The sequence below is a fragment of the Nocardia sp. NPDC127526 genome (assembly GCF_042672265.1).
Lineage (GTDB): Bacteria > Actinomycetota > Actinomycetes > Mycobacteriales > Mycobacteriaceae > Nocardia.
Genome location: NZ_JBHXVO010000005.1, coordinates 255,206 through 279,713, shown reverse-complemented (window position 1 = coordinate 279,713; position 24,508 = coordinate 255,206). Strand labels below are relative to the sequence as shown.

At 69.0% G+C, this 24,508-nt stretch carries 21 protein-coding genes; 10 read left to right on the top strand and 11 right to left on the bottom strand.

The annotated features are described in order from the left end of the window. Positions 1–136 precede the first annotated feature (136 nt). Genes ACFVIV_RS12325 through ACFVIV_RS12315 form a run of 3 tightly spaced genes read left to right on the top strand, consistent with a single transcriptional unit; the run spans position 137 to position 4,478 of the window. Positions 137–1,645, top strand: coding sequence for a flavin monoamine oxidase family protein (locus ACFVIV_RS12325; RefSeq protein ID WP_379195450.1), 1,509 nt, complete (start codon positions 137–139; stop codon positions 1,643–1,645). Further along, positions 1,642–3,267, top strand: a complete 1,626-nt coding sequence (locus ACFVIV_RS12320; protein ID WP_379195448.1) for an FAD-dependent monooxygenase — start codon at positions 1,642–1,644, stop codon at positions 3,265–3,267. Before ACFVIV_RS12325 ends, ACFVIV_RS12320 begins: the two co-directional genes overlap by 4 nt. Then, positions 3,264–4,478 carry a cytochrome P450 gene (locus ACFVIV_RS12315; protein ID WP_379195446.1) on the top strand — a complete coding sequence of 405 codons (1,215 nt, stop codon included), beginning with the start codon at positions 3,264–3,266 and terminating at the stop codon, positions 4,476–4,478. Before ACFVIV_RS12320 ends, ACFVIV_RS12315 begins: the two co-directional genes overlap by 4 nt. A 13-nt stretch (positions 4,479–4,491) precedes the next feature. On the opposite strand, the gene ACFVIV_RS12310 is transcribed toward ACFVIV_RS12315, so the two are convergent. From ACFVIV_RS12310 to ACFVIV_RS12260, 11 genes are all read right to left on the bottom strand, one after another. Next, positions 4,492–5,439, bottom strand: coding sequence for a 3-oxoacyl-[acyl-carrier-protein] synthase III C-terminal domain-containing protein (locus tag ACFVIV_RS12310; RefSeq protein ID WP_379195444.1), 948 nt, complete (start codon positions 5,437–5,439; stop codon positions 4,492–4,494). Further along, positions 5,436–5,711, bottom strand: a complete 276-nt coding sequence (locus ACFVIV_RS12305; protein WP_379195442.1) for a lipoyl domain-containing protein — start codon at positions 5,709–5,711, stop codon at positions 5,436–5,438. The genes ACFVIV_RS12310 and ACFVIV_RS12305 overlap by 4 nt, the downstream gene beginning before the upstream one ends. Continuing rightward, complete coding sequence (locus ACFVIV_RS12300) at positions 5,708–6,685, bottom strand: alpha-ketoacid dehydrogenase subunit beta (protein ID WP_379195440.1); 978 nt, start codon at positions 6,683–6,685, stop codon at positions 5,708–5,710. The genes ACFVIV_RS12305 and ACFVIV_RS12300 overlap by 4 nt, the downstream gene beginning before the upstream one ends. After that, the gene (locus ACFVIV_RS12295) at positions 6,679–7,602 is read right to left on the bottom strand and encodes a thiamine pyrophosphate-dependent dehydrogenase E1 component subunit alpha (protein ID WP_379195438.1); all 924 of its coding nucleotides are present in this window, start codon (positions 7,600–7,602) and stop codon (positions 6,679–6,681) included. Before ACFVIV_RS12295 ends, ACFVIV_RS12300 begins: the two co-directional genes overlap by 7 nt. A gap of 79 nt (positions 7,603–7,681) precedes the next feature. Continuing rightward, positions 7,682–8,509, bottom strand: a complete 828-nt coding sequence (locus tag ACFVIV_RS12290) for a beta-ketoacyl synthase N-terminal-like domain-containing protein (protein WP_379195436.1) — start codon at positions 8,507–8,509, stop codon at positions 7,682–7,684. Beyond that, positions 8,509–9,714, bottom strand: coding sequence for a beta-ketoacyl-[acyl-carrier-protein] synthase family protein (locus ACFVIV_RS12285; protein ID WP_379195435.1), 1,206 nt, complete (start codon positions 9,712–9,714; stop codon positions 8,509–8,511). Before ACFVIV_RS12285 ends, ACFVIV_RS12290 begins: the two co-directional genes overlap by 1 nt. Continuing rightward, positions 9,711–9,983 carry an acyl carrier protein gene (locus ACFVIV_RS12280; protein WP_379195433.1) on the bottom strand — a complete coding sequence of 91 codons (273 nt, stop codon included), beginning with the start codon at positions 9,981–9,983 and terminating at the stop codon, positions 9,711–9,713. The genes ACFVIV_RS12285 and ACFVIV_RS12280 overlap by 4 nt, the downstream gene beginning before the upstream one ends. Before the next feature lie 23 nt (positions 9,984–10,006). Further along, positions 10,007–10,477 carry a 3-hydroxyacyl-ACP dehydratase FabZ family protein gene (locus ACFVIV_RS12275; protein ID WP_379195431.1) on the bottom strand — a complete coding sequence of 157 codons (471 nt, stop codon included), beginning with the start codon at positions 10,475–10,477 and terminating at the stop codon, positions 10,007–10,009. Then, positions 10,474–10,830: a 3-hydroxyacyl-ACP dehydratase FabZ family protein gene (locus ACFVIV_RS12270; RefSeq protein WP_379195429.1), complete on the bottom strand. Its 357-nt coding sequence runs from the start codon at positions 10,828–10,830 to the stop codon at positions 10,474–10,476. Before ACFVIV_RS12270 ends, ACFVIV_RS12275 begins: the two co-directional genes overlap by 4 nt. Further along, entirely contained in the window at positions 10,827–11,564 is a 738-nt protein-coding gene (gene fabG / locus ACFVIV_RS12265) for a 3-oxoacyl-ACP reductase FabG (protein ID WP_379195427.1), read from the bottom strand. Before fabG ends, ACFVIV_RS12270 begins: the two co-directional genes overlap by 4 nt. Next, positions 11,561–13,204, bottom strand: coding sequence for an FAD-dependent monooxygenase (locus ACFVIV_RS12260; RefSeq protein ID WP_379195425.1), 1,644 nt, complete (start codon positions 13,202–13,204; stop codon positions 11,561–11,563). The genes fabG and ACFVIV_RS12260 overlap by 4 nt, the downstream gene beginning before the upstream one ends. Positions 13,205–13,445: 241 nt before the next feature. On the opposite strand from ACFVIV_RS12260, the gene ACFVIV_RS12255 reads away from it, so the two are divergent. The 7 genes from ACFVIV_RS12255 to ACFVIV_RS12225 all read left to right on the top strand — a co-directional run bounded on the left by ACFVIV_RS12255 (position 13,446) and on the right by ACFVIV_RS12225 (position 24,506). After that, entirely contained in the window at positions 13,446–14,159 is a 714-nt protein-coding gene (locus ACFVIV_RS12255) for a class I SAM-dependent methyltransferase (protein WP_379195423.1), read from the top strand. 31 nt (positions 14,160–14,190) lie between these two features. Then, complete coding sequence (locus ACFVIV_RS12250; RefSeq protein WP_379195421.1) at positions 14,191–17,382, top strand: ferritin-like domain-containing protein; 3,192 nt, start codon at positions 14,191–14,193, stop codon at positions 17,380–17,382. A 57-nt stretch (positions 17,383–17,439) separates the two neighbouring features. Beyond that, complete coding sequence (locus ACFVIV_RS12245) at positions 17,440–22,032, top strand: amino acid adenylation domain-containing protein (RefSeq protein ID WP_379195419.1); 4,593 nt, start codon at positions 17,440–17,442, stop codon at positions 22,030–22,032. A 176-nt stretch (positions 22,033–22,208) separates the two neighbouring features. After that, positions 22,209–22,718, top strand: coding sequence for a fluoride efflux transporter CrcB (gene crcB, locus ACFVIV_RS12240; RefSeq protein WP_379195417.1), 510 nt, complete (start codon positions 22,209–22,211; stop codon positions 22,716–22,718). After that, positions 22,715–23,074, top strand: a complete 360-nt coding sequence (gene crcB / locus ACFVIV_RS12235) for a fluoride efflux transporter CrcB (protein WP_379195415.1) — start codon at positions 22,715–22,717, stop codon at positions 23,072–23,074. The genes crcB (ACFVIV_RS12240) and crcB (ACFVIV_RS12235) overlap by 4 nt, the downstream gene beginning before the upstream one ends. 467 nt (positions 23,075–23,541) lie before the next feature. After that, positions 23,542–23,901 (top strand): cupin domain-containing protein, encoded by a 360-nt coding sequence (locus ACFVIV_RS12230; RefSeq protein ID WP_379195413.1) that lies wholly within the window; start codon positions 23,542–23,544, stop codon positions 23,899–23,901. Between the two features lie 197 nt (positions 23,902–24,098). Beyond that, positions 24,099–24,506: a hypothetical protein gene (locus ACFVIV_RS12225; RefSeq protein WP_379195411.1), complete on the top strand. Its 408-nt coding sequence runs from the start codon at positions 24,099–24,101 to the stop codon at positions 24,504–24,506. The last annotated feature ends 2 nt before the right edge of the window (positions 24,507–24,508 follow it).

Genomic DNA, 24,508 nt, shown 5'->3' with positions numbered 1-24,508 from the left:
AATCGGCTCGGGGCTGCCGGGAGTCGCGTCGCCGAAACCCACCCACCGCTTCCGATCGCGCGGGATGTGCGGACCATTTGCCCGAAACGAGCATGGAGGCCGAGTCGTCACCCGAGGCGTGGAGGAGCGAGCGCAGATGGATCTGCTACCGGAGGAATGCCGTACCGCGGCGAGAGCCGTGCAGCCCAAACACGTCACCGTGATCGGTGCGGGAGTCGCGGGCTTGACCGCGGCGCACGAGCTGGAGCGGCTCGGGCATCGGGTCCGGGTGCTGGAGGCGCGCCTCGGCCTGGGCGGACGGCTGCGCACCCACGCCTTCACCCCGCACGGCAGCGGGCCGATCGCGGAGCTGGGCGCGATGCGGATTCCGGCGGCACACCACCGGACCATGCGCATGATCGATCAGCTCGGCCTGGCCGACCGGGTCCGGCAGTTCCGCACGCTGTTCTCCGACAATGCCGCCTACGTGGAGACTCCCGCCGGTCATGCCCGCGTGCTCGCCGCATCGCCGATCCTGGTGGAGGAGTTCCGCAAGGCCATACCACCGGACCGCGACTGCCGCGCGGAGACGCTGCTGTGCGCGGCCTGGCTTGCGGCCAGTGTGAATGCCATTGCGCCCGCGAAGTTCCGGTGCACCCTGGAAGCCGATCTGAATGTGGAGCTGCTGGACCTGCTGGAGCGAATCGACGTGCGGCCGTTCATCGTCCGGCACGGCGCCGATGAGCGCATCGACCTGAACCGCTTCTTCGCCAATCACCGGGATTTCGCCGCAACCAGCCGCCTCCAGCATTTCTTCGACGACGTCATCACGGAGACGTCCTCGGCGCTGTTCCGGCTGGAGGGCGGGATCGACCAGATCGCGCTGCGGCTGGCGGAGCGGCTGCGCGGGCCGGTGCATCGCGGCCGCCGGGTGGAGGGCCTGCACGTCACGCCCGACGGCGTCCTGGTGCGGCAGCGGCACGGCCTGACCACCGTGACCACCCACTGCGATTACGTGCTGTGCACGGTGCCGTTCTCGGTGGTCCGGGGGATGGAGCTGTCCGGGTTGACCGCAGACAAGACCGCGGTGATCCACGATATGCAGTACTGGCCGGCGACCAAGATCGCCGTGCACTGCCGGGAGGCCTTCTGGGAGCAGGACGGGATCACCGGCGGCGGCTCGTTCACCGGCGGCCTGGTGCGCCAGACCTACTACCCGCCGGTGGAGAACGATCCGCGTCTGGGCGCGGCCCTGCTGGCCAGCTACACCATCGGGCCGGATGCCGAACTGCTGGACCGGATTCCGGCGCGGGAGCGGGTCGCCACGGTGCTGACGGAATTGCGTGCCATCCACCCGGAGCTGGCCCGGCCGGGCATGGTGCTCGATGCGGTGGTGCAGGCGTGGGGCGAGGATCCGCTGAGCCGGGGCGCGGCCTCGGTGCGCTGGAGCAAGGATGTCGACACCGCCGAGGCGGAACGCGCGCTCGCCGCCGCGCCGCAGGGGCGGCTGTTCTTCGCGGGGGAGCACTGTTCCACGGCTCCGGCGTGGATCGAGGGCGCCATCGAATCGGGTCTGACCGCCGCGGCCGCTGTGCACGCCTGTGCTCCACCAGCGATCGCGGTGTCGGTCAACGGATTCCAGCACGTTTCCGGTGGCGCCGCATGAGGGCGCGCAGGGTCGAGAGCACCGACGTCCTCATTGTCGGCGGCGGTCCGACCGGACTGGCCATGGCGCTCGAACTTCGCTCGCGGGGTGTGGAGTTCGTGTTGGTGGAAGCCGGTGACGGTGCGCTGTCGCATCCGCGGGTGAGCGGAATCGGGCCGCGCTCGATGGAATACTTCCGGCGCTGGGGCGTCGCGGACCGGATTCGGCAGGCGGGCTGGCCGGGCGACCATCCGCTGGACTGCGCCTGGGTCACCCGGATCGGCGGGCACGAGCTGTTCCGCCTGCCGCGGTTCACCATGGACACCCGCCCGGAGTTCCGGCACACGCCCGAACCCGACGCCATCTGCCCGCAGCACTGGCTCGCGCCGCTGCTGCGCGAGGAGCTCGGCGTGGCGCCGGACGGTCCCGTGCGCATGCGCGTCCGCCTGGACCGATTCGATCAGGATGAGGACGGAATCCACGCGCACACAACCGATGTGGCGACCGGCACCGAGACGATCGTGCACGCGAGCTACCTCATCGCCTGCGACGGCACCTCATCGGCCATCCGGCACGGCTGCGGCATTCCCGCACCGGCGTTGCACGAGACCCAGGTCTTCCGCAACATTCTGTTCCGCGCACCGCGGCTGCGCGCCGAACTGGGCGAACACGCCGCGGGTTTCTACTATCTGATGATCTCCTCCGCGCTGCGTTTCCCGGTGCGGGCACTGGACGGTCGCGAACTCTATCGCTTGACCGTGGGACTGCACGGCGATCCGGAATCCACGGCCGACGCCGAGACCCTGGTGCGCCGGGCCATCGCCTTCGACACCCCGACGGAGGTGATCTCGGACAATGAATGGCATCTCGTGCATCGCGTGGCCGAGGATTTCCGTCGCGACCGGGTTTTCCTGGTCGGTGACGCGGCCCATTCGCTCTCGCCGTCGGGCGGGTTCGGCATGAACATCGGCATCTGCGGCGCCGCCAATCTGGGATGGAAGCTCGCCGCCGCATTGGACGGCTGGGCGGGCCCGCAGCTGCTGGACAGCTATACGACCGAGCGGCGGCCGATCGCCATGGAGGGCATCGAGGAGGCGAACCGGAATCTGGTGCGCGCCATGCGGCGCCGAGTGCCCGGGGAACTGGACGAGGATTCCGCGGCGGGGGAGCAGGCCCGCGAACGCGTCCGGGAGTTGCTCGGAAAGTCCGGGGTGGAACAGGAATTCGATGCCCCCGAGATCCATCTCGGTTTCGCCTACCCGGATTCGCCACTGGTGCTGCCCGATCCCGAAGTGCGCGCATCCGATGTCGCGGACCGGCGGCCCAATACGCGTCCGGGCTCGCGCGCACCGCACGCCTGGATCGCACCGGGAGTCTCCACCTTGGATCTCTTCGGCGCGGGCTTCGTCCTGCTGTGCTTCACCGGCTCCGCGCGGATTCCCCGGTTGGAGGCGGCCTTCCGCGCGCGCGACGTGCCGTTGCACATCGTGCCGTGCACCGTGCCCGGCGTCGCCGCCGCCTACGAGCGCCTGTTCGTGCTCGTCCGCCCGGATGGTCATGTGGCCTGGCGTGGTGACGAATTGCCCACGGAACCAGAACAACTCGCGGACCGAGTGCGCGGCGCGATCGGGGTGGCGAGGTGACCGTGACGACCGAGAGCACACTCCCGCCCTTCGGCCTGACCGGCTGGGCCGCGGCGGATATCGCGAATCCCTATCCGGTCTACCGGCGTTACCGGGAAGCCGCCCCCGTCCACCGCGCGCAGGACGGCACGCATTACGTATTCGGCTATGACGCGGTGACCACCCTGCTGGCCGCGCGGGACTTCGGACGCCGTGCGCACACGGCCGACGGCGCGGCCCGCCCGCTGGTGCCCAACCGATTCGCCGCATTGCGGACCATGGTCGAGAACTGGCTCGTTTTCCTGGATCCGCCGCGGCACACCGCACTTCGCTCGGCACTGAGCCGGGAGTTCTCGCTGACGGTGGTGACGAATCTGCGCGGCCGGATCACCGAGATCGGCACGGCGCTGCTCGATGACATCGCCGCGGCCGCCGAATTCGATTTCGTGCGCGCCTTCGCCGCGCCGCTGCCGATCCTGGTCATCTGTGAACTGCTGGGGGTGCCCGCCGAGCGCTGGGACTGGCTGCGCGAGCGTGCGGTCGCCATTCAGGGGGCCAGCAGCAGCCGGGCCGGAGGCCGGACGGACACCCTGGCGGCCGCGGACGCCGCAGCGCACGACCTCCGCGACTATTTCCTGTCCGTGGCGGGCCAGCGCCGCACCGCGCCGCGGGATGATCTGATCTCGCTGCTGCTGCGCTGCGATGGCCTGTCCGATGACGAATTCGCCGCGACCTGTGTGCATTTGATGACGGCCGGGCACGAAACCACCACGAACGCGCTCGGGAAGGCGGTGCTCACCCTGGCCGCGCACCCGGATGCGGCGGCCCGCTTGCGCGCCGCACCGCGCCTGCACGCCCGCGCCGTCGACGAGTTGATCCGATTCGACGGGCCCGTCCAGGCGGTGACCCGCTGGGCGCAGCACGATCTGGTGCTGGCCGGACAGCGCATCCCCCGGGGCGCCAAAATGGTGGCCATGCTCGGCGCCGCCAATCGCGATCCGGCCCGCTTCGCCGAGCCGGACGCCTTCCTGCCGGCGCGGCCCACCGCCGGTCACCTCGGATTCGGTCGCGGCATTCACTACTGCCTGGGCGCGACGCTGGCGCGGACCGAGCTCGAGATCGGCCTCGGCCTGCTGCTGCCGATCCTGGACCGGTGCACGGTGGCGGCCGTGGAATACCCGCACGACATGGTTTTCCACGGCCCCGAACTGCTCCGGCTCCGCCGCGCGTGACCGGCTGCGGCCCTCACCCGGCGCGCGGCCCGGCCGCGCGCCGCAGGTCGTAGTCCACGGAAACGCCGCCCCAGGATTCACCGGCGCCGTAGGCGACCGCCCCCAGGCGCCCGCGCGGGGGCAGCGCGGCGGCATCCAGTTCGTCGGCGAGGGCCAGCGGAATGGTCGCCGAGCAGGTGTTGGCGGAGTGCGCGATGCGATTGACGAAGGGCACGCCCAGATCGGCGGTGTGCAGCCGGATCTGCTCGAGGATTCGCCCATTGGCCTGATGCCCCACCAGCACAGAGGGTTTCGGGTCGACGTCGAACAAGCGCCGGGCGGACTCGCTCATCTTGCGGACCGCACGGTGGTAGACGGAAATTCCGTCCAGCTGGATGCCGCCGGCCGGGTCCTCCCGCATCAGCGCCGCGCCCGCGCCGTCGCCGCCCGCCACACAGTGGAAGGGCCGGAATTCGGGGCGGGCCGCGACCAGCACGGCGGCCGCGCCGTCGCCGAACAGGCAGGCGGTCTTGCGGTCGGTCCGGTCCACCACCGCGGACATGGCCTCGGCGGTGCACACCAGCACCGATCCGACCCGGCCGGAGTCGCACAGCGACAACGCGTTCACCAGACCGAAGACGAATCCGCAGCAGGCCGCGTTCATATCCAGGGCCATGACCGATCCGGTCAGTCCGGCGCGCTCGGCGATCTCCTGCGCGATTCCCGGAATGCGCTGTCGCGTCGAGGTATTGATTACCAGCAGCGCCCCGATCGCGTTGTCGTCCGCGGTCCGTTCGATGACGGGAGCGCACGCGGCGGCGGCGAGCTCGGCGAGTGACCCGTCCGCGGGCAACCAGTGCCTGCCGGCAATGCCGGTGCGGCGGCGGATCCACTCGTCGGTCAGCCCGATCGCTTCGAACCGCTCATTGCCGATGAGCTCGCCCGGCCGCGCCACCGCGAGATCCACGATGCCGGAATTCATCGCGCCCCCGACTCTTCGCCGTCGTCCTCGGCGGCGAGGCGATACAACGGCTGCCCGGGCCGGACGATGGAGCGCGCGTCCACGCACCGGGCGACGATCGACCCGGACCGTTCCGCGACGACATCGACTGCCGCCTTGTCGGTTTCGAGCACCGCCACCAGGTCGCCGCGCCGCACGCGCGCGCCGACGGCGACGCGCCATTCGATCAGCAGGGCCTCGTCCAGCCCGTGGCCGAGCGCCGGGACCGGTACGACCGCCGCGTGGGTATTCATCCGACCGCCTTCCGCATTTCCTCGATGATCCGTTCGACCCCGGGCACGTGGTCGTTCTCGAAATCGGCGGGCGGGTAACCGCCGCCCCGCGCCGCCACCCGGCGAATCGGGCCGTGCAAATGATGAAAACCGTTCTCGCACACCATCGCCGCGATCTCCGCGCCGATGCCCGCGAACCCGGCCGCCTCGTGCACGATCAGCAATCGGCCGGTCCGGGCGACCGAGGTCAGAATGGCGTCGACGTCGATGGGCGATACCCAGCGCAGATCGATGACCTCGGCCTCCACGTCGGCCGCCGCCGCGGCCGTGAGCACATCGCAGGTAATGGCCCCGAAGGTCACGACCGTGAGATCCGCACCCGTGCGGGCGATGCGCGCACCGGTCGCGGACTCCGCGCCGATGTCGGCGCGCTCGGGCAGCTCCCTGCGCCAGTACAACCGAATCGGCTCGTAGATCATGACCGGGCGGCCGAGGCCCGCGGCGTGGCGCAGAATGCGCGCCGCGTCGCCGGGTGTGGACGGGCAGGCCACCGAAATCCCGGGCGCGTGCGCGAAGAACGCCTCGTTGGAATCGCTGTGATGTTCGACGCCGCGGAATCCGCCGCCGCTGGGCACCCGCACGACGAGGTTCAGCGCCAGGTCGCCGTTCCACCGGTCGACCATTCGGCTCGCCTGGGTGACAAGCTGATTCGCCGCCGGGAAGACGAACCCGTCGAATTGGATCTCGCAGATGGGGACCAGCCCGGCCAGGGACATCCCGATGGCGCTGCCGATGATGCTGGACTCGGCCAGCACCGCATCGCGCACGCGGTCCGGACCGAAACGCCGCCGCAGATCACGAGTAACCCGGAATACCCCGCCCAGCCGGCCGATGTCCTCGCCCAGCAGGACGGTGCGCGGATCATCGGCCAGCAGTCCGGCGAGGGTGTCATTGATGGCCTCGGCCAGGCATGGCGACCGCGTCTCGTTCAGCATTGATCCCTCCGCGATTGATACCTCCGCGCCAGCTCCCGCCGGGCGTGCGCGACCTCGGCGGCGACGGTGTCCAGCCATTCGCGGTCCACGACGCGCTCATCCAGCAGCCGCGCGGTGTAGGCGGCAACAGGGTCGGCGGCCTCGGCGCGCTCCATGTCATCCGCATCGCGATACAGCTGCTGCGCATCCGCGGTCGAATGCCCGAGCATGCGATCGACTTTCATTTCGAGGAGATAGGGCCGCCCGGTGCGGCGGACGCTCTCGGCGGCGAGCGCGGTGGCGCGGTGCACGATCTCGGGATCGCCGCCGTCGACGCGCGCGGCCCGGATGCCGAAACCACCGGCGCGCGCGGCCAGCGTGGTGGCCATCTGCTCGGCGACGGGTTTGGATATCGCCCACCCGTTGTTCTGGCACAGGAACAGCACCGGCGCCGATTCGACGGCGGCGAGGTTCAGCGCCTCGGACATATCCCCCTCACTGGTCGCTCCGTCGCCGACGTAGACCAGCACCAGCTCCGCATGCCCGCTCAGCCGCCTGCCCAGCGCATACCCCACCGCGTGCAGCGTCTGCGCGGCGAGCACCAGGGTGTAGGGAAAGAACCGCAGCTCGCGGGGCCGCCAGCCGCACAATGTGCGCCCGGCCCATTGCGCGACCAGTTCCTCCGGCCGCACCCCGCGCACCAGCGCCACCGCATGCTCGCGATAGCTGGGGAAGACGACCGAATCGCTTCCGGCGCCGAACGCCGAACCGACCTGCGCGGCCTCCTGACCGCGGCAGGACAGCCACAGGTCCACCACACCCTGCTTCTGCAGCAGGGTCGCCTCCTCGTCGATCCCGCGCGCGACGAGCATGGACCGCAGCAGCGACCGCCGTGTCCCCGTCCCGAGTTCGGTGCACGCCACCGTTCCGCCGGTCACCGCGCCACCTCGGTTGTGGGCAGCGTGGCTCGCCCGGTCTGCGTTGCGATCCCGGTGCGGACCGGCGTCGATCCCCGGGTCATGGCGCGACCTCGCAACCGGGTGTCACGGCGGGGCGCGCGGCGGCAATGGACACCGTGCGTGTCGCATCCACGTGCAGCATGGATTGGGCCATGAGCAGTTGGCAGCCGAATACGGCCGCGCCGACACTGCCGAAAGACCTTCGGCACGAATCGATATCGAGGTGCGGCCCGGGTTCCGGCGGCGGTTCCGGCGGTGTCACGCGCATCCGGAACAAGCGGTCGTCCACGCTGCCCGGCCGGAGCAGGAAGGCCGTGGCGGCCTCCGCGCAGGCCGGGCGTGCGGCCGGCGCGCAGGCGGCAAGCCGATGCGGCGACAGTTCCTCGGCCACCACCAGCAGCGATGCCTCGATCATGTCCGCTTCGAACAGGGTGGTCAGGTAGCGCAGCGCGGTGAGACCGGCGGACTCGCCGCCCGCGATGGTGGTGTTCGCGCCGCGCAGCCGGTGTCGAATGGCGATCTGCCCCGCGGCGAAGTTCATGACCGCAGTCGGAAACCGGAGGGGTGGAACGTCATACGGCTTCTCCTCGAGCAGCGGGCGGCTCGCGAAATCGGCGGCGGCCTCGAATCCCCCGATGGTCGTGCCCACCGTTACCCCGGTGCCGTCGGGGTCGATCTCGCGGCCCGCCAGGCAATCGCGCGCGGCGAGCAGCGCGAGCACGGCGGTGCGATCCAGCATGCCGAATCCCTTGCGTCCCAGCTCTTCCCTGGCATCGAAGGGCGGCAGCGCGAGGTCGCCGCGCGGGGCCCCGGTGTAGTCCGCGCCGGGATCGAAGCCGAGACCGAATCGCGTGACCGCGCCGACGCTCTGACACGAGATCCACATCAGGCGGCCCCGAGGACGACAATGGCATTGTTGCCGCCGAAGGCGAACCCGTGGTTCTGGACCACGCGCAGCGCGGCGGGCTGCGCGGCGCCCGCCACCACATTCGGCAGGCCGAGGGCGGGATCGAGGCGGCGCAGGTTCGCGGTGGGCGGGCACTGCCCGCGCAGCAAGGCCAGCACGCAGGCCACGGCCCCGAACCCGGCGGCCGCGCCCATGGTGTGGCCGAGCATCGACTTGATCGAACTGACCGGCGGGGGTTGGCTTCCGAAGACATCGAGGATGGCCGCGGCCTCCGTCGCGTCATTGGCTCGGGTGCCGGTGCCGTGCGCGCAGATGTAGTCGATATCGCCGGGCGCTATCCCGGCGCGCCGGTGTGCCATGCGAATGCAGCGGGCGATGGAGTCGCGATCGGGCGCGGAGACGTGTGCGGCGTCGCAGTTCATGCCCGCGCCCAGCACGTAGGCGAGGATCTCGGCGCCGCGTGCGCGTGCGTGCGTCTCGGATTCCAGCACCAGCGCCACGCCGCCCTCGGCGGTGAGAATGCCCTGCCGGTCGGCGTCGAAGGGACGGCACACATCCGGGGCGAGCGCGCCGACCCGGAAGAACGCGGCGTGCGCCCACCGCACCACCGAGTCCGCGCCGCCCGCCACCACGATATCGGCGGCCCCCGACTCGATCAGCATTGCGCCGTAGGCGATCGAGTAGTTGCTCGCCGCGCAGGCGGTGCCGAACAGGTGGTCGGGGCCGGGTCCCGCGGCGATCTCCGTACGCACCGCGCGGGTGATGGCTGCGGGCGCCAGCCGGGCGGCGACCACGGGGCTCATATGGCCCGGTGTGGAGAGATAGAACTGCTCGGTCGCATGCTCGACTTCCCGCGACTCGCCCTTCGTCGTGCCCATGCAGACCGTGGTGCGCGCGGCGGCCAGATCCGCACCCGACAGTCCGGCGTCCCGCACCGCCAGCCGCGCGGCGCTCGCGGCGAACAGCGAGGTTCTGCCGAAGTCCCGCTCCTCCACGTGTTCACAGATGTCGTCCGGCGCGAACCCCTTGACCTCCCCGGCCCGGTGGGTCCGGAATCCGGACGAGTCGAACGATTCGATCTCGCTCGTGCCGACGACACCGGCGAACAGGTTCCGTTCGAAGTCCGCCCGCCCGATGCCGATGCTCGAGACCGGTCCCAGGCCCGTGACGGCGACGCGGGTCACCGCGCATCCCAGCGGGCGTACGCGGCGACCACGTCGTACACGTGCACCAGGTTGTCCATTCGCTCGACTTCCGCGGTCGGGATCTCGACGCCGAACTCCTTGTCGATGCGGGACAGGATCTCGATGGCACTGAGCGAATCCGCGTCGTACTCCTCGCCGAACTGCCCTTCGTCGGTCAGTTCCTCCGGCTCGATCTCGAGGACCGCGGCGATCAGTCCGCGCAGGGTCTCGAGGCGGTCGGTCCGGCGCTCGATGGTATTGCCGTCCATATTCTCTCCTTCGTCGATAGGTGTCATGCGGACCGGTCCGGACGCGGCCGGCCGGTTGCGCCGACGAGCGATTCGGCGACGACCATCAATTCGCCGTCGCACGTGGTGCGGCCGCTCATGAAGGCGACCCCGCCGATCTGCTTCGCTATGGCGATGTGATGGCGCAGGACCTGTCCCGGCCGGGCGGACCCGAGAAACCGCACCCGCTCCGCCTTCCCGAACAGCAGGGTGGGGTCGGCGGCTTCGGCGACCTCCACGCGGCGCAGCGAAACCCACAGCGCCGCACAGGTTTGCAGCATGGACTCGAGGACGAGCCCGGGCGGATAGGCGATGCCGCCGGTCGATTCACACCGGCCGTAGCACGGTTCGACCGCGGTAATGCTCTTGTGCCCCACGGCCGTTCGCTCGGCGAGATTCAGATCGACCTGATCGACCAGCAGCATGGGCGGGCGGTGCGGCAGCACGCACCGCAGCGCCTTACCGGACAGAATCATGCCGAATCACCCGACAGGTGCAGGGTGAACGCCGTGGTCCCGTCCCGTGTGCGTCCGAGGAACCGGCTTCCGGCGCCGGACCGTGATCCGCGGATGGTGATCTCGTCGCCCGGCCGGATGGGCCTGAAAAAGCGCACCGAGCGCAGCGTGAAGCGGTCCGCGGCGGCACCGGACAGCTCCGGAACCATCTTGAGGCACAGGTCGATCAGAAAGACGCCCGGATACACCGGATCACCGGGAAAGTGCCCGGACAGATAGGGTTCGTCCGCGGCGATGCGCTTCACCAGCACGACCTCATCACCCTCGCGGCGCAGCGAATCCGGGACGTCGGTGCACGAAGCGTAGGCGCTCACAGCCGGGTACCGCCGTCCACGACAATGGTCTGTCCGGTGATGTATCCGGCCCCCGCCGAATGCAGGAATGCGACCACGCTCGCGACATCACCGGGAACGCCCAACCGGCGCAGGGAGATCGACGCGGTGACGCGCTTGCGCTGGGTCTCGGTGAGTCCGGCGGTCATATCGGTGTCGATGAAGCCCGGCGCGACCGAATTGACCCGCACCCCCGATCTGCCGACCTCCTTGGCGAGAGATCGGGTGAACCCGTCCAGCCCGGCTTTGGCGGCGGCGTAGTTGGCCTGCCCCGCATTGCCGTGCACACCGGAGATACTGGAGATGTTCGTGACGACCCCGAAGCCGTTCCGCATGGCGGGATACACGAATTGCCTTGTCACATTGTAGGTTCCGGTCAGATTGGTGCGCACGACGTCATCCCAGTTCGCATCGGGCATGAGGGCGAGCGGGCCGTCCCGGGTCACGCCCGCGCAGTTGACGAGATCGGTGACCGCGCCCATCGTCTCGGTGATGCGGGCGAACACCTCCGCGACGCGGGGTCGGTCGGTGGTATCGCACACCATCAACTCATTGCGCGAGTCGACGGCCCGGATCCGGTCCCGCACGGCCTCCGACGAATCCGTCTGCCGGACATGCAGTCCCACCGTCAGATATCCGGCGGCCGCCAACTCGCAGATGATCGCCGCACCGATTCCCCGGGAGGCGCCGGAGACGACGGCGACGCGGCCGGTCATGCCGCCACCACGGGAATCAGCACCCAGTCGAGATATCGCAGCACGGAGTCGATCTCGCCGGGGTCGACGGGATTCGCGATGGCGGCGATATGACCGTCCGGGCGCACCAGCACCAGCTTGGGTCCGTCGACGCGATAGGCGGCGTACGCCGCGGTCTCCTGTCGCGGCAGCACGTGGCAGGAGACCGCGGACGCGTACCGGGTGACCAGCAGGTCGGCCAGCTCTCCGGCCCGCGCGCAGCCGTCGACGCCGAAAAACAGAGCGTGATAACCAGTTTCGTGCGTCAAGTCCAGCACGCTGCGCGCGCCGTCCGGACTCTCGGCCAGCGGCGCATAGGGTGCGCGGTCGCCCGGCCGCGGCCCCCGTCCGCGCGCGGTCGCGACGGCGGGACTGTCCCGGTAGGAGATCCACAACTGGGAGAACAGCTGGAAGAACAGCCGCCGCACCGGCGCGAGCCGGCTGACAATGCCGATGAGCCGGGTGGCGACGTGCGCACGCATCCACACGGCCACCGCATCGGTGGCGGTCTCCAGTTTGAAGCCGATATCGGTGCGCGCCAGCACGGTCGCCGCAATGGGGCGCCGCTCGACCTCATAGGTGTCCAACAGCCACGCCGGCGCCTGCCCATTGACCACCTGGGCCAGCTTCCACGCCAGGTTCACGGCGTCGCCGACGCCGAGATTGAGTCCCTGCCCACCCGCCGGATTGTGGATGTGCGCGGCATCGCCGACGAGGAAGACGTTCCCGGCGCGGAAACGCTGCGCGATCCGGCTGTGGAAGCGGAACATCGAAGCCCACACCACCTCTCGCAGCCGCGCGTCCACCCGGAAGTACTCGTCGAACCAGCGCTGCAGATCCGCGTGGTCGAGCGGCGCGTACGCCTCGTGGGTCGGGGCGCCGCCGGCGTCCGGGGCGCGGTGCAGACTCGGTGGCACCACGCCGAAGAGGCGGTAGCGTCCGCTGGCGAGCGGGAGCAGCCCGACAAAGCCGCCGGGGGTGAGATTGAGCCGCATCCCCTCGATGCCGAGGTCGACATCGAGAGTGACATCGGCGAGCATGCCGCTCTGCGTGTAGGTTTCGCCGTCGAAGTCCAGTCCCAGCAGCCGCCGCACGGTGCTGCTCGCGCCGTCCGCGCCGACGACCCACCGCGCGGTCACCTCCACGGTGGTCCCGCCGCGTCGCGCGAGCACCCGCAGACCTTCGCCTGTTTCGATGAGATCCTGGACGGCACAACCCCATTCGATTTCCACCTGGTGCGCCGCGAGGGCGGCCACCAGCAGCTGTTCGGTCTCGGATTGCTCCAGCGCCAAGGCGTAGGGGAAACGCGTCCGATCGGCGGCGCCCGCGCCCGCCAAGGGCATCTCCCCCACATGGCGGCCGGTTTCGTGCAGGGCCACATGGGTGATGGGCAGTCCCCGTGCCACGGCCTGCCCGGCGACGCCGAGACGATCGAACAACTCCAGGGTGCGCGCGTGCACGATGGCGGCGCGCGCCTGCTCGACCGGACCGTGCTTGGGATCCAGGACGCGTACTCGAACTCCGTTCTGCGCCAGCAATAGTGCGGCGCACAGCCCGCTCGGGCCCGCTCCTGCGACGAGCACATCGCAATCGTGATCGGCGTGCACGGCTTCGCTGTTCATTCGGTGACCCGCGTGAATTCGGTGCTCATGCGGCGAGTATTCCCAAGGGCCGGGGCGCACCACATCATGTGTTCGACGGCTCGGACACCGCCTCGGTGTGTAGTTTCGATATCCGGGCGAACGCCCGCTGCCGCGCCGTATCCCGCATTCGCCCGCGGCCACCCCGCACGAGTGCGCGGTTTCCCGGTCCGGGCCGCTCTGGGCCCTGACGTCGCCGCGACGGCGGACGTACGTTCGCGGTATGACCACTCGAGCCGGTACGCCAGTGCCAGAATCCGAACCCTATTTCGACGACCTCGCCGAACTGTACGAGCGATTCACCCAGGTTCGCGATGCGGTCACCAGCCCGATCCGGAAATGGCTCATCGAGCAATTGCCGCCGGGCAGCCGGGCGCTCGACGCCGGCTGCGGCAGCGGCAACAACTGCGTCCTGCTCACCGAACGCTACGACGAGGTCGTCGGCGTGGACATCGCCCAGCGCATGCTCGATATCGCCGCGGCGAAGCCCAGCCGGGTTCCGGTGCGGTACGACTGCCGCAGCGCCCTCAGCCTCGACCCGGCCCAAGACGGCAGATTCGACCTGGTCATGTCGGTGAACGCGGTATTCCACATGGGTCCCGTACAGACGGTGCTGCCACGGCTGCGCGATCTGGTCGCGCCCGGGGGCCGGCTGATCGTCATCGACGTCACCCGCCCGGACGGCACCCCGGCCGACCTGCCGAGCTCCTACGCGTTCGACACCGCCCGCATCATCTACGAAGCCTCCGGCGATGTGGAGGCCGCCGTCGATTCCATGCGCATGATGCTGCATCCGCGCTGGCGGGAAATGAGCGCCACCTGCCTGCCGCTCACCGACTCCGAATTCACCCGCGAATACGCGGCGGCGCTGCCGGGCGTGCGGATCACTCCGAATCTGATTCCGACCATGACCGGCGCGGTGTGGGACGCGCCGTGAGCCGTCGAATTCCGGCGGGAAGGGAGGGTGCGTGAGCGTCCTCGAGACACCGCGGCTGCATTTCTCCGGCGTCGCGGTGACGCGGCTGCCGACCGGGCCGCGCTCCGGACTACTGGATTTGGCCACCAATCGCGCGCTGACCGATGACGGGCCGTTTCCGCTGGATCGACCGGTCGGCGAATACACCGAATTCCTGGAACGACGCGGCGAACACTGCGGGGGCAATGGGCACTTCTGGATCGACGCGGCGGTGACCGGCTGTGAGCGGGTGGCCGGGCTGGTGGACACCAAGGATCCGATCGTGGGGCGGCAGATCGATTTCTGGGGGCACTACTGCGAGTACACCGCGGGCACCGCCAATCGGTCCCGGGTCTTCGATGTGGATCCGGCCTCGAACTGGACCACCACGGTCATGGTCGGGCAACTGGCGCTGGGCAGGCTCGGGCGCTCGCACGAGGTCGGTTATCTGGTGACCGGCGACGTCGAGGGCTGCAGCCCGCCGCGCTGGCAGGACTTCGCCCATATTCGCGAGGTCGGCGAACATCCACTCGCACAATGGTTTCGGCGCTCAGCGGTATACCAGTTCACGGTACGCGGCGACGAGGATCTGCACTGGCTGGCGGGCGCCGCCGGCTCCCCGGTCCTGGCCGCGCTGCGGCAGCTCGTCGATTCGGGCTCCGCCGACGGCCTGGTGGTGCAGTTCGCGCTCACCAATATGGCCACGCCGACCGCTCCGGACGAGCCGGACCACTGGGATGTGCGCGGCACGGTCGGGCCGTGGCGGGCACACGAATTGCGGACCTATCCCGCCGGACGGCTGCTGAGCGCGACGGCAGGCGGGCCCGGCGGCGCGGCGGCCCCGCTGCACACCATGAGCGTGCGGATCGGCGACACCGAGGTGACCGCGAATCTCGTCACCGCGATTCGCGCCGGACACCGTGCCGCGCAACGCGGCCCAGGTCCCACCCATCGCGTCGTCCCGGCCGCCGATATCGGGGATCTCGAATTGCGCACGGCGCACGGAACACTCGTCGCCGTCATCCCGGCCGGCGCCTACGGGGATCGGGAGCTCGAACGAACCTCGGGCATCGTCACCGTGCCCCGCCTGGACGACGGGTGCGGGAATCCCGGCGCCGCGCTGCACATCTCCGCCGGGGGACGGGTGCTCCTGGAGGAGGTCGAGACGGTCGTGCAGTCCGATGAGGCGTGCCTGTTCCTGGAGCATCCCAACAGCCGCACCGGCGAGGACTTCGCGGTCGAGATTCCGCTGCGCTGCTATGTGCGCGGTGAACCCGCGCATGTCAGCGAGATTCACGTCCGGCAGTTCTTCAATCCGCGCGCCCTGCCCCTCGATCCGGTCGCACAGGCTCCGGATGCCGGGCCGGAAGACATTGCCGTCGTGGCGTTCCGGGGTCCGGGCGACGCCGAGTACGCCGCCGAGTGCACCGTCGGCACGGATGTGCGCGGTCGCGCCGTGATCACGGTCAAGGGCTTGCGGGGCGGGGCCACCAGGGTGCTGCTGCAGCCGGGCGGCACGCCCTCCCCGCCCGCTGCCACGGCCGCCGCGGCCTACGACAATGACGATGAGTTCGAATACTGGTCCGCCGCCGGTAGTCTCGCGGTGCGGGTGCTGCCGGACTACTGGCACCTCGACGATCTGGCCGACGACGAGGTCACCTTCGACGTGCTCTACCGCGAGGTGTTCGCGTACTACGAGCTGCTGTACTCGTTCATGCGCGCGGAGGTTTTCAGCCTCGCCGACGAGTTCAAGGTGGAACCGTACGCCCGGCTGATCTGGCACGTCAGCGACGCCCGCCATCGCGACCGCACCTTCTACATGCCGTCCACCCGCGACCTCGGCACACCGCAGATCCGGCTGCTGCTGCGCTATCTCGAAGCGGGCGAGGCGAAACGGCAGACGCCGCCCGCCCTGACCTCGCGCCGCCGCGAGATCGGCGTCATCACCACGCGGGAGGAGTTGCTGCGGGCGCTGTATCAGGCGCTGACCGTCGAATTGGCCGTCATGATCCAGTACCTGTACGCGGCCTACTCCATACCGACGCACGGGGCCGCGAAACAGTATGTGGCACAGGGTGAATGGAGTGCCGAGCAATTGGATCTCGCCTGCGGCTCCGGCGCCGGGACGCTGGCCAACGGCTGGCGCGGCGCGCTGCTGAATGTGGCCAGGGAAGAGATGATGCACTTTCTGGCGATCAACAACATTCTGATGGCCATGGGCCGCCCGTTCCATGTGCCGAGGCTGGATTTCGGCGCGCTCAACGGCCAGGTGTGCGTACCGCTCGAATTCTCCTTGGAGCCCTTCGGTCTCGCTGCCGTGCAGCGGTTCGCCGCGCTGGAACAGCCTTTCGATCTGCTGCCCGACCTCGCCGGGGATACCGGTGTGCCCAATGCGGCGCACGCGTACGGCTCGCTGAGCGAGCTGTACGCCGCCATTCGCGACGGCATTCAGCGTGTGCCGGGTGCGCTCGTCGCCCGCAAGGGTCACAGCGGCGGAACACATCATCTGTTCATGCGCGAATCCGTCAATGCCGTGCACCCGGACTATCAGCTGGCGGTCGACGATGTCGAGAGCGCGGTGTTCGCCATCGATTTCGTGACCGAGCACGGGGAGGGCGGGAAGATCGGCTCGCCGCTGCCCGCGGAGGAGTCGCACTTCGACACCTTCCTGCGCATCTCCGACGCGCTGGCCATCGAGCGCACGAAAGACCCTGCGGGACGCCGTATCCCGTGGAACCCCGCCTACCCCGTGCTGCGCAATCCGACCCTGCGGGCCGGGGACGCCGCCAAGGATCTCGTCACGCATCCGCCCGCGCGGCTGGCAATGACCGTGTTCAACCGCTCCTATCAGCTGGCCATGCAGCTCATGGTGCAGCATTTCGGCTACTGCCCGGACAGCAATCTGCGGCGGTCGCGGCTGATGAATTGGTCCTTGGACCTGATGGTCGCGGTGCTGCGCCCCGTCGGCGAGCTGATCGTGACCCTGCCCTCCGGACGGCCGGGCCGCACGGCGGGGCCGTCCTTCGAGCTGGAGGGCGAATTGCTGTACATCCCGCGACCCGACGTCGCGATGGAATGCCTGGCGCGCGAGGCCGAGCAGATCGCCGGGCTGGCCCGGCAGTGCACCGGGCTGACGCCCGCGGTGGCGGACCTGCTGGCGTTTCTCGCCGGGCAGTTCCGGACCGCGGGCGCGGATATCCCCTGATCGGCGCGCCGGCACTCGTATTTCGGCACGCCGACAACTATTCGAGGAGTTCTTTCGGTGGAAATCGTTCGTCCCACACTGGCTCTCACCCGCGCCCAGCTGGGCCAGTGGCTGGCCGTGCCGCCGGCCGACGGCTCCGCGGGCACCGTCGCGCTCTGCGTCGAGATATCGGGCGTGGTCGATGCCCCGCTGCTGGAGCGCGCCTGTACGGACGAATTCACCGCGACCGGCACCGGATTGATCCGATTCGGCGAACGGGACGGCATTCCCTTCCAATGGCTGGCCGACACCATCGGCCCGCCCATGCGCTCGCTGGACCTGACCGCCGACGCCGATCCGATCGCCGCGGCGCACCGGTGGATGCGCCGCGACCACACCGCGCCGCTGGCCATGATCGACAATCCGCTGACCTCGCTGGCATTGCTGAAAGTCGGTGTCGGGCACTACTTCTGGTACATGCGCTCACATCACGCGGTGCTGGACGGAGTCGGCGGGCTGGGTCTGGCGACGCGGATCGCCGACCGCTATTCGGCACTGGTCGCGGGCCGCGAACCCGCGCCCTATCGCGGCGTGTCGGCCGAGGACCTGCTGGACCTGGAGAACCGATATCGCGCCTCGGATCGCTTCCACTCCGACCGCGCCTACTGGTCCGGACGCCTGACCGAACTGCAACGGCCCAGCAGCGTCACCGCCCCGGAGTCCGGGCGGCCGGAAATCCGAGCGCACGGCGCCTTGCCCGCCGCACTGTGCACCCGGCTGGAGACCATTGCCGCCGAGGCTCGAACGAGTATCGCCCGAGTGCTGGTGGCGGCGCTGTGCGCATTCGAGGCGGCCATGACGGGCGAGCGCACCGGCGTCCTCTCCCTGGCCACCGCCCGTCGCACCACCGCGGCCCTGAAGTCCTCCGGCGGCATGCTCGCCAACCTCGTGCCCATCGGACTCGATTGCGGCTTCCCGGTGACCCGCGACGAGCTGATCCGTGCCGCCACCGCCGAAGTGACGACGGCGCTGCGGCATTCCCGCTACCGGTACGAGGATATTCGCCGGGATGCCGGTGCGGCACAGGGTGATCGCGATGTCTTCGGGCCGACGGTCGATCTGCTGTTCTTCGACACCACCATTCGATTCGGCGAAACCCTCGGCAAAGTACAGATTCTCACCGCGGGCCGCACCGAAGGCCTGCACATGGACATCTACCGCACCGGCCCCGATGCGCCGATCTCGGTGAACCTCATCGGTAATGCCGACCTGTACACCGAACCCGATATCCGACGGCGGCTCGATCGCCTCCTGCACTTCGTATCCGAGTTCCTGACGCTGCCCGGCGACACGCCCCTCGGCCGTATCGAACTGCTCGGCCCCGCCGAGCGACGCCGGGTGCTGAGCCAGGGCATCGGCGCCGCGCCGGCCGATCTGCCGCGGCCGAGCACCTGCGCCGCACCGGATTCCGGTGTCGATCCGGCGCCGGACTCGACCTTGCCTGCCATGTTCGGAGCGCGCGCGGCGGCGTGCCCGGACACCGTGGCGCTGCGCTACGCGGGAGAATCCCTGACCTACGGCGAGTTCGCGCGACAGGTGAACCGCCTGGCGCGATATCTGATCGCGCACGGGGTGGGACCGGGCACCGTGGCCGGAGTCGCCATGACCCGCTCGATCGATCTGCTGACCGGCATGTACGCGGTCCTGGCGGCCGGTGGCGCATACCTCCCGGTGGATCCCGCCCTACCGGCCGAGCGCATCGCGTACATGATCGAGACGGCGCGGCCGCTGTGCATCCTGACCACCGCCCGGGACCGGGCGCTCACCGCAGTGCCCGCGGCCGTGCGGACGGTGGAGATCGACCGCCTCGCCCTGCACGACTTCGCCGACACCCCGATCGGCGACGCCGAACGGATCGCGCCGCTCCGGCGCGACGACCTCGCCTACGTCATCTTCACCTCGGGCTCGACCGGAAAACCCAAGGGCGTCATGGTGACCCACGCCTCGATCACCGCTCAGCTCCGCTGGTTCCAGACCGAATATCCGGTCGAGCCCGGCGACGTCATGCTGCACAAGACCCCGATCACCTTCGACGTGTCGATCTGGGAACTGTTGTGGCCCATACTGTCCGGCGCCCGACTCGTCATCGCCGAACCGGACCGGCACGCCGACCCGCTGTACCTGGCTGCGCTCATCGCCGCCGAACGGGTGACCCTCGCACACTTCGTCCCCGCGGTGCTGGCGGTCTTCCTCACCGAATCCGATCTCGAATCCTGTCCCACGCTGCGCCAGGTCTTCTGCTCCGGCGAAGCCCTGCCTGCCGATCTGGCGGCCCGACTGCGCGCCCGTCATATCGCCGTGCACAACCTGTACGGTCCCACCGAGGCGACGGTCCACGTCACCTTCCATCCCGTCGGCGACGCCGATTCCGAACCGGTGCCGATCGGCGCACCGGTGGCGGATACCCGCGCCTTCGTCCTGGACGCATGGTTACGACCGGTGCCGCCCCGGGTTCCCGGTGAGCTGTACCTGTCGGGCGTTCAATTGGCGCGCGGCTACGCGCAACGGCCAGGACTGACCGCGGACCGCTTCGTGGCCAACCCCTTCGAGCACGATCAGCGCATGTACCGGACCGGGGATCTGGTCCGCTGGGGGGCATCGGGAGCGCTGGAATACTTGGGGCGCACAGACTTCCAGGTGAAAATCCACGGAGTGCGCATCGAGCCCGGCGAAATCGAGGCCGTGCTGTCGGATCACGAGGCGGTGGACCGGGCCGTGGTCATGGCGCACCGCCCGGACCGAGCGAGAGACGCCCAGCTGATCTGCTACGTTCTGCCCGTCACGCCGGCCGCGAGCAGCCTCGGATCCGCGCCGCTGCCGGAGGCGCTCCGCGAATTCGCGGCGGATCGCTTGCCGCCGTACATGGTTCCGGCACACTTCGTCGAACTGGCCGAGTGGCCCGTGACGGCAAACGGAAAGCTGAATCGAGCGGCCCTCCCCGCGCCGCAGACCGAACGCGTCGCCTATCGCGCCCCCGAGGGTCCCGTGGAGGAGGCATTGTGCGCGGTATTCGCCGACGTGCTGGGAATCGACCGGGTCGGCGTGGACGACGACTTCTTCGCCCTGGGCGGCGACAGCATTCTGTCCACCCGGGTGGTGGCACGAGCCCGTGCCCGCGGACTCACCCTCACCCCGCGCGATGTGCTCGAACAGCGGTCCGCGGCGGCCCTGGCGCAGGTGACCTGCGAAGGTGACATCGCCCCGGCGCTGCCCGAAATCACCGGTGGCGGTGTCGGAGACATGGCGCTGGCGCCGGTGGCGCGGTGGCTGATGGACCTGGGCGGCAGCATCGACCGCTTCCACCTCTCGGTTCTGGTGCGCCTGCCGAACGGTATCGATCGTGCGGGCCTGACAGCCACCCTGCAAGCGGTGCTGGATCGGCACGACATGCTGCGAGCCCGGCTGTGCCGCACCGGAACCGAGGCCCGGCCGGACTGGCGGCTCATCGCGGATCCGCCCGGATCGGTAGACGCGGCCGACCTGCTACGCCGGGTGGCAGTGGACGACGACTCGGCGCCTCTCGGTGAGGTGTGGGAATCGGCTGTGGCCGAACTGGATCCGCACACGGGTGCGGTCCTGCGAGCGGTCTGGCTCGACAGCGGACCCGACCGCTCCGGCAGGCTGCTGCTGGTCGCCCACCACTTGGTGCTCGATGGGGTGTCAGCGCGGATCGTCCTCGAGGAATTGGCGTCGGCCTGGTCACAGGTAGCCGCGGGAGCCACACCCGTCCTGGACGCCGCGGGCACCTCCATGCGCACCTGGATGCACGCCCTGGAAACCGAAGCCCGCTCCCTCGCCCGCACCGCCGAACTGCCCATGTGGCAGTCGATTCTCGACGGCCCCGACCCCCTCCCCAACCTCCGCCCCCTGAACCCCGCCGTCGACATCACCTCCCGATGCAGCCGAGTCCACGCCGGAGTCGATCCCCAAGTGACCGCTGCCATCCTCGGCGAGGTCCCCGCCGCCCTGAACGCCGAAGTCAGCGAGGTCCTCATGGCCACCCTGGGAGTGGCCGTGGCCCAATGGCATCGCCGCCACGACCGCGACATCCCATCCGTACTCCTCCGCCTGGTAGGCCACGGCCGCGAGGAGCAAATCGCGGGAGCCGACCTGTCGCGCACGGTTGGCTGGTTCAATTCCATGTTCCCCATGCGCGTCGACCTCTCCGATATCGACATCGCTGCCGCCGCCGCGGGCGGCCCGGAGATCGCAACGGTCGTAGCCGCCGTCCGCCGACGCCTGCACGCCATCCCCGACAAAGGCATCGGCTACCCCCTCCTCCGCTACCTCAACCCCGACACCGCCCGCCACCTCCCCACCGCCATGCCCGGCCAAATCTGCTTCAACTACCTGGGCCAGATTCGCACCGGCACGAACTCCGCCGCCCCCTGGACCCAAATTACCGAATCCTTCTACAACGCCATGCCCGACCCCGGCCTCGCCGTAGCCGCCCCCCTCGACATCACCGCCATCGTCCTGGACGGCACCCTGGTCACCGAACTCCGCTTCCCCGAAACCCTTCTCGATCCCGCCGACATCCAACACCTGGCCAACGACTGGACCACCGTGCTCTCAGCCCTGGCCCAATCCACCGCCTCCCCCACTGTTTGATCTCACCCACACCCGCGGAGCGCTGCTGCGCTACGGCCTATTCTGGATAAGACAGAATTGCGGCGGTGGGGCTCGCCGCTCCGGACCGTGATCCGGAACAACCGCGGCACCCGCGCCGCCAACAGTCCCTACCCCACGTAACCGCTCACGCAGCGCACCTGGAGTAGGAGACCCCTGTGACTCGTGACCCCCGCACCACCGGTGTGGCCGAGCCGATCGACCCCGATATCGACCTGCACCAGCCCGCCCAGCGCGATGAACTGTGGCGTTCGCATGGCGCGATCCTGGCTGCGATATCCCTCGGCGGCGGTATCGGCGCCCTGGGCCGCTACGGCTTGGCTCTGCTGCTGCCCACCCCCGTCGGCGGATTCCCTTGGGCCACCTTCACCACCAACGTCGCGGGCTGCTTCGTGATCGGGGTCTTGATGGTCACCATCACCGACATTCTCACCGCGCATCCGCTCGTGCGGCCGTTCCTCGGTGTCGGCGTCCTCGGCGGGTTCACCACCTTCTCCACCTACGCCAACGACACCCGGGCACTGCTGGCACCCGGTGCCGTCACCACCGCGTTCGTCTACCTGTTCGCGACCCTGGGATGCGCGCTGCTGGCGACCCTGCTCGGTGTGTGGCTCACCCGCACGGCCTACGCGGCGCGCACTCGCCGGTCACGGAGGCCGGTCGCGTGAGCGCGCTCCTGGTCGTGCTCGGCGCGATGGTCGGCGCACCGCTGCGCTATCTGACCGACCGTGCAATCCAAACCCGCCACGACAGCGTGTTCCCCTGGGGCACATTCGTTGTCAACCTCACCGGATCGCTCATCCTCGGAGCCCTGACCGGCGCCTCGGTAGCCACTCCCGCTCTCGCCCTGCTGGGCACCGGCTTCTGCGGGGCCCTGACCACCTACAGCACCTTCAGCTACGAAACAATCCGACTCGCCGAACAACGCGTCTACCTCTACGCCATCCTCAACACCACAGTCAGCGTGATAACCGGGCTCGGCGCAGCTCTGCTCGGCTACACCACCGCACAAGCCATCATCTGAAAGATTGCCGCCATCGCTCAACCCGGTACCGACGAACGCGGACGTGGGATAGGTCACCGTGCGCGCATGTGTCAAATCTGCAACACTGTGATCTGTAAGTGGATCGTAGGAAGGGGCAAGGAGTTTCATGCGTGTAGTCGGTGTTGTCGCGGTCGCGATCTCTCTGGGGGTATTTGCTTCTGCTGGAGCCGTGTTCGGTACGCCTTCGGCCAGGGCGATTTCGGAGTGGGAGTGTGAGGCATACGGCGGTGAAAGCAGTGGCCCGGGATCGATGTGTATGGGCGGACTCAACTCGGGCGAATTCGTCGACTCCTACTAAGGGCTTTCATTCTCGTGCGGCGTGGATTTCGTGGTGCTGTAGGAAGCGGCGGCAGAGCGATCTATCACGCAACCAGTTTCTCGCCGGTGACCACTGGGGCGAATGAGCAAAGCTGGACCGTTGCCAAGCTTGTGAAAGGAAGACAACTATGAACACCCGAGCCGTGCCGTTTTCCATCCGTGCCCAGGATGTCGAGCTCTCCGAGGACCGGGAATTCCCTGGAGAAGTGATCGCCGGCAACCCGCGATTCAGCTCCGCGGTGCTATGGGAGGGTCCCACCGGCGCCATGGGCGGCGTCTGGCAGGTCGAACCCGGAGTCTTCACCTGGGAATTCCCTGCGGATGAACTATTCGTAGTTCTCGACGGTAAGGCCACTATCGAAGTCGAGGGCGGCCCTGTTTTGACGCACGGCCCCGGTGACATGGCGATCTACGCCGCAGGTGACCGCACGGTCTGGAGAGTTCATGAGACTCTGCGCAAGGTCTTTCACATTTCTGCGTCGCGCTAGCCGGAGTGCGCGCAAACCGAATTTGCGGGTGCAAAGTGATGGGAATTACTATGTTTCACAAGGTCGCAAGCTTCGCGGGGATCGGTAAGAGGGCTGCGGCAGGTGCGGCGCTATCTATTCTGATAGCAGCCGCGACTTCGGTGGCTGTCGTTGCTCGAGCAAACGCAGAGCCCGTAGGGGGTGGATGTTACGGCGGGATGTTGAACCAAGACTTCCATGACCCCGACCCGGCCTTCTCCCTGGGAAGCTTCGGCGGGCTCGCGACCCGGGTCAGCTACGAGGGAACACTGCAGCCTTGCGCCAGTCCTGTGCTGCCCGGAATTACCGCAGGATCTATCAACCTCACCGGCCCCGTGAATAACGGCGATTCGCTCGATTATCCCTTCGGAGGTGCGATCTCCTGGTCGAATGGGCAGCGCAGTGAAGTCGCGGCGCGCGTCTACGGCGGGGCCGGTCAAACCAAACCAATTGACCTCAGAGTCCTCAACGGGCCGGGTGCGGGAAAACAGATGCGAATGATTATCGAGGCATCCTACCCGAATAGCTCGAATCAGAGAAATGCGGGTCCTTTCCTGTTCCCGGTCATCAGCGCATTGTTCGAATAGCG